The 9,220-nt window shown below is 45.7% G+C and carries 7 protein-coding genes and 3 pseudogenes; 8 read left to right on the top strand and 2 right to left on the bottom strand.

The genetic code is table 11. The features are described from left to right. From MiAbW_RS07275 to MiAbW_RS07250, 6 genes are all read left to right on the top strand, one after another. A partial coding sequence (locus MiAbW_RS07275) for a tetratricopeptide repeat protein (RefSeq protein ID WP_172967348.1) occupies window positions 1–1,009 on the top strand: 1,009 nt, incomplete at its 5' end. Between the two features lie 269 nt (window positions 1,010–1,278). Then, on the top strand, window positions 1,279–1,470 hold the full coding sequence (locus MiAbW_RS19965; RefSeq protein ID WP_002800870.1) for a type II toxin-antitoxin system HicB family antitoxin: 192 nt from the start codon (window positions 1,279–1,281) through the stop codon (window positions 1,468–1,470). After that, window positions 1,467–1,649 carry a type II toxin-antitoxin system HicA family toxin gene (locus MiAbW_RS07265; protein ID WP_012267861.1) on the top strand — a complete coding sequence of 61 codons (183 nt, stop codon included), beginning with the start codon at window positions 1,467–1,469 and terminating at the stop codon, window positions 1,647–1,649. The genes MiAbW_RS19965 and MiAbW_RS07265 overlap by 4 nt, the downstream gene beginning before the upstream one ends. Before the next feature lie 332 nt (window positions 1,650–1,981). Further along, window positions 1,982–3,400 (top strand): tetratricopeptide repeat protein, encoded by a 1,419-nt coding sequence (locus MiAbW_RS07260; RefSeq protein WP_151695545.1) that lies wholly within the window; start codon window positions 1,982–1,984, stop codon window positions 3,398–3,400. Between the two features lie 253 nt (window positions 3,401–3,653). Then, a complete protein-coding gene (locus MiAbW_RS07255) occupies window positions 3,654–3,947 on the top strand; it encodes a nucleotidyltransferase family protein (protein WP_151695544.1) in 294 nt (97 codons plus the stop codon). Beyond that, complete coding sequence (locus MiAbW_RS07250; protein ID WP_045358548.1) at window positions 3,944–4,285, top strand: HepT-like ribonuclease domain-containing protein; 342 nt, start codon at window positions 3,944–3,946, stop codon at window positions 4,283–4,285. The genes MiAbW_RS07255 and MiAbW_RS07250 overlap by 4 nt, the downstream gene beginning before the upstream one ends. A 202-nt stretch (window positions 4,286–4,487) precedes the next feature. Here MiAbW_RS07250 and MiAbW_RS07245 read toward each other — a convergent pair. Both MiAbW_RS07245 and MiAbW_RS19960 read right to left on the bottom strand, forming a co-directional pair. Beyond that, window positions 4,488–4,571: pseudogene (locus tag MiAbW_RS07245) on the bottom strand (ISNCY family transposase); the annotation flags it as partial. Between the two features lie 179 nt (window positions 4,572–4,750). Beyond that, window positions 4,751–5,038 (bottom strand): annotated as a pseudogene (locus MiAbW_RS19960) (IS1/IS1595 family N-terminal zinc-binding domain-containing protein); the annotation flags it as partial. A 115-nt stretch (window positions 5,039–5,153) separates the two neighbouring features. On the opposite strand from MiAbW_RS19960, the pseudogene MiAbW_RS07240 reads away from it, so the two are divergent. Both MiAbW_RS07240 and mutS read left to right on the top strand, forming a co-directional pair. Then, window positions 5,154–6,011 (top strand): annotated as a pseudogene (locus tag MiAbW_RS07240) (ISKra4 family transposase); the annotation flags it as partial. 307 nt (window positions 6,012–6,318) lie between these two features. Further along, the gene (mutS, locus tag MiAbW_RS07235; RefSeq protein WP_151695542.1) at window positions 6,319–8,967 is read left to right on the top strand and encodes a DNA mismatch repair protein MutS; all 2,649 of its coding nucleotides are present in this window, start codon (window positions 6,319–6,321) and stop codon (window positions 8,965–8,967) included. The last annotated feature ends 253 nt before the right edge of the window (window positions 8,968–9,220 follow it).

Here is a 9,220-nt window from a genome sequence, read left to right as displayed (position 1 = left end):
CAATCAGGCGCTCAACATTAATCCCCGATTGGCCGAGGCTTACTACAATCGGGGGGTTATTTACGACGAACAGGGGAAACCCGACCTCGCCCTGTCCGATTACAATCAGGCGCTCAACATTAATCCCCGGTATGCGAAGGCTTACGTCAATCGCGGGCTTCTTTACAAAGAACAGGGGAAACCAGACCTCGCCCTGTCCGATTACAATCAGGCGCTCAACATTAATCCTCAATACGCCGAGGCTTACAACAATCGGGGGGTTCTTTACAAAGAACAGGGGAAACCAGACCTCGCCCTGTCCGATTACAATCAGGCGCTCAACATTAATCCACGATTCGCCGAGGCTTACTACAATCGGGGGAATCTTTACAAAGAACAGGGGAAACCAGACCTCGCCCTGTCCGATTACAATCAGGTGCTCAACATTAATCCCCGATACGTCGAAGCTTACCTCAATCGCGGGAATCTTTACGCCGGACAGGGGAAACCCGACCTCGCCCTGTCCGATTACAATCAGGCGCTCAACATTAATCCCCGATTGGCCGAGGCTTACTACAATCGGGGGGTTATTTACGACGAACAGGGGAAACCCGACCTCGCCCTGTCCGATTACAATCAGGCGCTCAACATTAATCCCCGATTCGCCGGGGCTTACAACAATCGGGGGCTTCTTTACAAAGAACAGGGGAAACCCGACCTCGCCCTGTCCGATTACAATCAGGCAATCAACATTAATCCCCGATACGCAATGGCTTACCTGAATCGGGGGGTTCTTTACCACCAACAGGGGAAACCCGACCTCGCCCTGTCCGATTACAATCAGGCGCTCAACATTAATCCCCGATTCGCCGAGGCTTACAGCAATCGGGGGATTCTTTATTACTCTCTACAAGAAAGGGAAAAAGCGATCAGAGATTTCCGACAAGCCGCCGAACTGTCCCGCCAGCAAGGAAACGCGGCGTTATATGAAGCGGTTATGGAAATCCTACGGCTATTAGGCGCGGTCTAGTCCTTTTTCTTGGGTTGAGTCCGTCGGTTGGGTTGAGCGAATCAATGGGTTAAAGAAAACCTCTCAATTTTAGGGGAAAGGGAAACCCAACACGCAAAACCTAAATCCGTCGGAATCGGCGATCGCAAATTTTGTCGGCTGCATTAACGAATGTCAGGCGGCAATCTCGCTGCCAACCCTGATAATAAAGCTGATCGTGGCTTGAGAGCAATTCCGTTATAATAGGGGTCAACTTAATATCGTTAGCAACGCAGAATGAGGATTTCACCATGAGGATTCCCTATACATATTGGAAAGAATCAGATGGGATGTTCTTGGGCTATTTGAATGAATTTCCCGATCATTGGACCCAAGGTGTTGACTTAGAAGAATTAATCGAAAACCTGATCGATCTCTACAGAACATTTACTACGGAAGAAATCCCCGGAATCAAGAGAGTTGCAGAGTTTGAATTCGCATGAAAAGACATGATTTAATTGCACAATTGGAGCAAGCTGGCTGCTACTTGATTAGACGTGGAGGGAAACATGATATTTACCATAATCCAGATACTGGAAAAACAGAACCAATTCCCAGACATCGAGAAATTAATGAGCGATTGGCTAAAAAGATTATCAAAAGTCTTACTGGTGACAGATAAATTCACAGTGCCAATCAAACAAGGCTACAAGGAAGCAAAGGAGCTATGGAAAAATGATTACTGTAGGATTTAAAAAAAAGTGATCGCTCTTACTACTTTCTAATTACTTTAGATAGTAGTAGCCTAGTGCTTTTTAGACAAAAAAAGCCTATTCTGTATATTCCCAAAAAAGCAGCCTATGAATTAAGTAGGGGTTGCTGAATAAATCTAAAAACCTTGTTGGATAATATTTTTAGGCTTTTTTAGCCCAAAAACCTTTTTTAGCAGGATTTACACCGATATTCAGCCAACCCTAAGTAGAATTTAAAACCATCCCCACCGAGGAACTAGCCATGAAATCCTTTGCCCTTCTTACCACCGTTAGCCTAATCAGCCTTTCCACCCTTGCGACTGTTCGCCCCGTCATGGCGCTAGAGAGCCGACAACCAGCCGAAACCCGGATCGCTCAAGGGAACAATCAAGACGCGATCGGCCACTATAACCGGGGAGTTGACTACATCCAACAGGAAAAATACGATCTCGCCCTCGCTGAATTCACCAAAGCGATCAACATCAATCCCCGATATGCCGATGCTTACAACAATCGCGGGAATCTTTACTACGAACAGGGGAAACCCGACCTCGCCCTGTCCGATTACAATCAGGCGCTCAACATTAATCCCCAGTACGCAATGGCTTACAACAATCGGGGGAATCTCTACAAAGAACAGGGGAAACTCGACCTCGCCCTGTCCGATTACAATCAGGCGCTCAACATTAATCCCCAGTACGCAATGGCTTACAACAATCGGGGGAATCTCTACAAAGAACAGGGGAAACTCGACCTCGCCTTATCCGATTTTGATCGGGCGATCGAGATTAATCCCCGATTCGCAATGGCTTACTACAATCGGGGGAATCTCTACAAAGAACAGGGGAAACTCGACCTCGCCTTATCCGATTTTGATCGGGCGATCGAGATTAATCCTCAATACGCCGAGGCTTATAACAATCGGGGGTTTCTTTACCACGAACAGGGGAAACTCGACCTCGCCCTGTTCGATTACAATCAGGCGATCAACATTAATCCCCTATACGCCCTGGCTTACCTCAATCGCGGGAATCTTTACCACGAAGAGGGGAAACCCGACCTCGCCCTGTCCGATTTCAATCAGGCGATCGAGATTAATCCCCGAGACGCAATCGCTTACCTCAATCGCGGGAATCTTTACCACGAACAGGGAAAACTCAACCTCGCCCTGTTCGATTACAATCAGGCGATCAATATTAATCCCCGAGATGCCGACGCTTACTACAATCGGGGGGTTATTTACAAAGAACAGGGGAAACCCGACCTCGCCCTGTCTGATTACAACAAAGCGATCGAGCTTAATCCCCGAGATGCCGAGGCTTACGTCAATCGGGGGATTCTTTACTACCAACAGCAGAAACCCGACCTCGCCCTGTCTGATTACAACAAAGCGATCAACATTAATCCCCGAGACGCAATGGCTTACCTGAATCGGGGGGTTCTTTATTACCACCAACAGCAAGAACCTGACCTCGCTCTGTCCGATTACAACAAAGCGATCGAGATTAATCCGCAATTGGCCCTGGCTTACGGCTTTCGGGGGATTCTTTATTACTCTCGACAAGAAACGGAAAAAGCGATCGGAGATTTCCGACAAGCCGCTGAACTGTACCGCCGGCAAGGAAACGCGGCGGCCTATGAAAAGGTTATGGAACTCCTACGGGAATTGGGCGCGGTCTAGTCCTTTTTCTTGGGTTGAGTCCGTCGGTTGGGTTGAGCGAATCAATAGGTTAAAGAAAACCTCTCAATTTTAGAGGGAAAGCGAAACCCAACAGCCAACACCTCAATCCGTCTGAATAGGCGATCGCTTCTCATGACCTTTTGTGGGGTTTCCTTGGGTCAATTCAACCGACGATAATTGTTATCAGTATTTAGTTTTTTCTAGTCTAGTCTGTTAACTGTTCATTAAAAACCTTCGGGATGGATGTTATTTTATGACCCTAAAACAACTCATACAAGACAAACGAGAGGATATCCTAAAAATTGCCACCAAACATGGTGCTTTTAATGTGCGTGTATTTGGTTCCGTTGCTAGAGGTGAGGAAACCGAAAATAGTGATATTGATTTTTTAATTGATTATGATTTAGCTAAAACATCCCCTTGGTTTCCAGGTGGATTATTACTTGATTTAGAGGATCTCTTAGGGTGTAAAGTGGATGTAGTAACTGAAAAAAGCCTTCATCATCTAATTAAACAGCGAATCTTAAAGGAGGCAATTAAGTTATGAATGAAGATCAAGTTTATCTTGGATACATTTTAGACTGTATTGATAAAATTAAGGAGTATTCCCAAGGAGGAAAACAGGAGTTTTTTGCTAATTCAATGATCAGCGATGCTATCATTAGACGCTTACAAACCTTGGCAGAATCAACTCAACGGCTTTCGGAGGAATTAAAGGCAAATATTCCCGATGTTGACTGGCGTAATATTTCTGGTTTTAGGAATATTTTAGTACATGATTATTTAGGAGGAATTGACCTTAATACAGTTTGGGATGTGGTAGAGAATTATTTGGATAATTTAAGAGAACAGATTTTAAGGCATCTAGAATCAGTCAATACTTAATCAAAGTCTAATTTTGTAGGTTGGGTTGAGCGAATCAATAGGTTAAAGAAGACCTCTCAATTTTAGGGGAAAGCGAAACCCAACAGCCAACACCTAAATCCGTCGGAATCGGCGATCGCTTCTCATGACCTTTTGTGGGGTTTCCTTGGGTCAATCTAAGCGTACTATAGTTGGGTTTCCTTACGTCAACCCAACCTACGGCTAAATAGCAACCAATAATTTCCCTTGTTTTTCTATCAATTGCCAGCCAAATATAAACCTTTATCGTCTTAGAAAAAACCAAAGACCACCCTTCGGCTTCTCTCAGGCTTCGGCCGTGAGCGAAGCGTTCGAAAAAAGGTCACGCCGAAATCCGAACGGGTCAACGTCGAGGCTTCGACGGTGAGCTCAGCCGAACCGCCGAACCGCGAAGTCGAGACGTTGACATAATTTTGTAACCATGACCAACTTACCCCTGTTACTCTAGCAATTCCTCGTAAGGAAATTCGTTCGAGCAAGAGTTTATCAATTAATTGTTGGGTTTCGTCAGAGACGGTTTTATTAGTGGGATTGATCACAAACTGACGACCACATTCTTTACATTGACGTTTGGGTTTTCGATTATGAATAGAACCATTCTTGATACTATGGTGAGAACCACAATTAGGACAGGGGAATAGAGGTGAACTAGGGGGGGGTACTTTGTTCGGTGCTAGACTGATATTTGAGTAAGCCAGACAGGAGCCAGAAAAAGATATTTATCAGAAAAGTCATGATCAAGCTAGAAGTTTAAAGACTGATCGGGTTCCAATTATTTTTATTAATAAATATTTTACACAATTCATACCAGGTAAGCAAGAGAGCTACGCCACTACTACCGAATCATTACCAAAAGCGCAACTCAAAGCGGATGGCTACCGTAGCGGCAGTTTATACCATTAACCCATTGAGCCGTACCGCAGCACAAATCGTCAATCCCAAACCCGCTCAGGGTATCAAGCGTCCTCGACCACAAGCCAAGCGGGTATGGGCGAGTTTGGTCAAAGAACCCGAAAGCGTAATTTCCGAGGCATTTGACGAAGCTTTGTCCCGTGATCCTCATCAACAAAAAAACTGGGTTGCCTTAGTTGATCGTAATCAGACACAATTACGTCTACTCCAAGAATCGGCTGAAAAACACGACATCCGCCTGACAATTGTTCTCGACCTGATTCATGTGATTGAATATCTCTGGAAAGCAGCCTTTGTGTTTCATGCTCCCAGTAGCCAAGCAGCCGAAGATTCGGTGAGTGAACGTTTACTGCCTATTCTTGAAGGTAAATCGAGTTCTGTCGCTTCCGCGATGCGTGGTTGTGCTACTCGGCTGAAATTGACTCCCGAACAACCCACTTCTGTGGATAAATGTGCCAATTATTTGCTTAATCATCGCGATTATCTCCCCTATCAAGATTATTTGGCGGCAGGTTTTCCCATTGCTACGGGGGTCATTGAGGGGACTTGTCGTTACTTGATTAAAGACCCCATGGACATTACGGGGGCGAGATGGAGTCTCAAGGGTGCTGAGGCGGTTTTACGTCTTCGCTCCCTTCAGGTTAGCGGTGATTGGCCTAATTATTGGCACTTTCATTTACAGCAAGAGCATCAACGGCATCATCGGGCTTTGTATCAAGATGGTGTTCCTTTGCTCACAACTGTGATTCAAGCTTGTTGTTCTACTACTTCAAGACACACAGCGATGCTTGTTTGACTTGCCATACGTCTTTCTAAAAGAGCCCCACCCATCTTCGACTTAAGCTGTTTACTTGCTTTAATTTATAACAAAAAGTAACACAAGAAACCAGGAAGAACCCAACGCCGATGTAGCCATCCCTCAGGTTATGCTTAATTATATCAGGCGCTTGGAACGAGCCTATGTGTGACGCAGAGTCGGTGAGCTTATACCTTGTGCGCAAAGTATGAGGCAACCGCCATCAACGAAGAAGCGTCAGAAACTCCCCACTTAGCCAAGGGGTGGGGAATAGTTGATTAAAACATTGTCCAGCTTTCTTTGACCCATGACTCTCCCCTCGGATTTTCCCCCAGAACCACCGGCTACCAATAAGGATCCCCATCGTGATTATCGCGGACTCGATCGCAGTAAACTCACCCCCATGTACCAGCATTATGTGGAGGTAAAAGAAACCTATCCTAATGCCCTTTTACTCTATCGTGTGGGCGATTTTTTCGAGTGTTTCTTTCAGGATGCGGTGATTATCTCCAGAGAATTAGAATTAGTTCTCACCAGCAAGGAAGGGGGTAAAGGTATTGGGAGAGTCGCCATGACTGGGGTTCCCCACCACGCCCTAGAGCGCTATAGTCGTTTATTGGTGGAAAAAGGCTATGCGGTGGCGATTTGTGACCAAGTAGAAGATTCAACGGAAGCAGCCGCCGAAAAACGGCTAGTAGAACGCGCTATCACCAAGCTTCTCACCCCCGGAACCCTCACCGATGAGGGAATGTTAAACGCAAAAAAGAATAATTTTCTAGCCGCAGTGGTTATAACTGGAGAAAATTGGGGATTAGCCTATGCAGACATCTCCACCGGAGAATTCTACACCACCCAAGCCAGCGATTTAACGTCTTTAAGCCTAGAATTAACCCGGTTACAACCCTCGGAAATCCTTTTTCCCATCAATGCCCCCGATTTAAACCGTATTTTGCGCCCTGGGGAAAAATCCGACCATCTCCCCCCCTGTTTACCCGATAGTTTTTGTTATTCTCTCCGTCCCCAAACTATCTTTACTCTCACAGAAGCGAAAAATCGTCTCCTAATCACCTATAAAATGCGTTCCCTAGAAGGGATGGGCTGCGAACATTTACCCCTCGCTATTCGCGCAGCTGGAGGCCTATTAGAATACATTGAAGATACCCAAAAAGCCAATCAAGTCCCCCTACAACCTTTAAAAACCTACTCTATCTCCGAATTTTTGATTTTAGATGGGCAAACCCGTCGCAACCTTGAAATTACCCAAACGGTGCGCGATGGTAGCTTCTATGGTTCTCTATTATGGGCGATCGATCGTACCTGTACAGCCATGGGTAGTCGCGCCTTACGTCGTTGGTTATTGCAACCTCTCTTAGATTCTCGCGGTATTCGCGCCCGTCAAGATACTATCCAAGAGTTAAAGGATAACCCTGCCCTGCGCCAAGATATTAGGCAAAAATTAAGGGAAATCTACGATATAGAACGTTTAAGCGGCCGTGTCGGCGCAGGAACTGCTAACGCCCGCGATTTACTTTCCCTAGCGGCATCTTTAGTCAAATTAGCCGATTTAGCGGCTTTGGTTGCTTCGGGAAATTCGCCATATTTGAAAGCTTTACAGCAAATTCCCGCCGATTTAGAAAAATTAGGCCAGCAGGTGATAGCGCATCTGGTGGAATCTCCTCCGCTGCATCTCAAGGAAGGGGGGGTGATTCGCGAGGGAATTGATGCCCAATTGGATGCCCTGCGGCGCGACTATCAGGACGTAATCGATTGGTTTAAGAATCTGGAGACGACAGAGAAAGAAAGAACGGGTATTAGTAACCTTAAGGTTAGTTATAACAAAACTTTCGGTTATTATATCAGTTTACCCCGCAGTAAAGCTGATTTCGCCCCAAAAGATTATGTGCGTAAGCAAACTTTAGTCAATGAGGAACGTTATATCACCACCGAGTTAAAGGAGAAAGAAAATATAATTCTGACGGCAGTAGATGAATTAAATAAGTTAGAATACGAGATTTTTAGCGATTTACGCCGTCAAGTGGCCGAATTTTCCCCAGAAATCCGGGAAGTGGCCACAAAAGTCGCCGCTTTGGATGTGTTGGCAGCATTGGCAGAAATCGCCGTTTATCAGGGATATTGTCGCCCGGAAATCGCGGATGGTCGTCTTATCGATATTAAAGATGGTCGTCATCCCGTGGTGGAACAATCCCTTGGGGCCGGCTTTTTTGTGCCGAATTCGATTAATTTGGGCAATCAGGAAGCTTTAGAATACCCCGACTTGATTATTCTCACCGGTCCCAATGCTAGTGGCAAAAGTTGTTATCTGCGACAGGTGGGATTAATTCAATTGTTGGCTCAAACCGGCAGTTTTGTCCCGGCAAAGTCGGCCAAAATCTCTATCTGCGATCGCATTTTCACCCGGGTGGGGGCTGTGGATGACCTCGCTACTGGCCAATCCACCTTTATGGTGGAAATGAACGAAACCGCCAATATTCTCAATCACGCCACGGACAGATCATTAGTATTATTAGACGAAATTGGCCGGGGGACAGCCACTTTTGACGGTTTATCCATAGCTTGGTCTGTGGCGGAGTATTTAGCCACGGTACTGCAATCGCGGACGATTTTCGCGACTCACTACCATGAACTGAACGAATTAGCTTCAATTTTAGAGAATGTGGCTAATTATCAGGTAACAGTCAAAGAATTACCCCATGAGATAGTATTTTTGCACCAAGTACGACCGGGAGGCGCAGATAAATCCTATGGTATCGAAGCGGGGAGATTAGCCGGTTTACCAGCTTCTGTGATCGATCGTGCCATGCAGGTGATGGGTCAAATCGAAAAACATAGTAAAATTGCGATCGGTTTGCGTCAAGGAATTAAGAAAATTAAACCTGTTAAGTCGGATAATTCCCCCTCTCTGCAGCAGTTAGATATTTTTGATGACAGTAAGTAGTCGTGGAAAGCTCAACTTTGTGTCCTTTGTGGTTAACAAAAAGGCTGCCTCTCGATTTTGCAGAAACACCGATAATCAGCAATTATCAGTGACTCTTAAACTGGTACAAATATATGAACAATTGCGTGTAAGCATCCCACCGAAAAACTAATGCGCGGGGGGTTTGGGGGCGGCGCCACGCCCCCAACGGGGGGTTTGGGGGGTAGAACCCCCCAAAAGCTTGGATTGAGGGAAAAAATCGAAAGTAACGCCC

The organism is Microcystis aeruginosa NIES-4325 (genome assembly GCF_008974145.1).
Lineage (GTDB): Bacteria > Cyanobacteriota > Cyanobacteriia > Cyanobacteriales > Microcystaceae > Microcystis > Microcystis aeruginosa_G.
The sequence above is the reverse complement of the archived record's forward strand: the minus strand, read 5'-3'. Positions and strand labels throughout refer to the sequence as shown.